This is a genomic window from Paenibacillus sp. SER-28, from assembly GCF_052906305.1.
The window spans coordinates 1-220 of the sequence record NZ_JBRECM010000109.1 but is presented as its reverse complement, the minus strand read 5'-3'; the positions used below and the strand labels follow the sequence as shown (position 1 = coordinate 220).

The 220-nt window shown below is 50.9% G+C and carries 1 pseudogene; it reads left to right on the top strand.

The annotated features are described in order from the left end of the window. Positions 1 to 147: pseudogene (locus ACUYLD_RS25855) on the top strand (transposase); the annotation flags it as partial. Between the last annotated feature and the right edge of the window lie 73 nt (positions 148 to 220).

Below are 220 nucleotides of genomic sequence, written 5' to 3'. Positions count from 1 at the left end.
CGAAAAGAGACGATTGAGCGAAGCTTCGCGGATGCCAAAGAGCTCCATGGGTTTCGCTATTGCCGTTTGCGCGGTCTACCAAACGTCAGGGAACAAGCCCTTATGACGGCAGCCGTGCAGAACATGAAGAAGATGGCGATCCACCTGTTTCTCCAGAGACCAGAGCCTTATGATGTAAAGAAAAAGAAACCCACGTCTCAAAAAGACGGGGTTTCTCGAC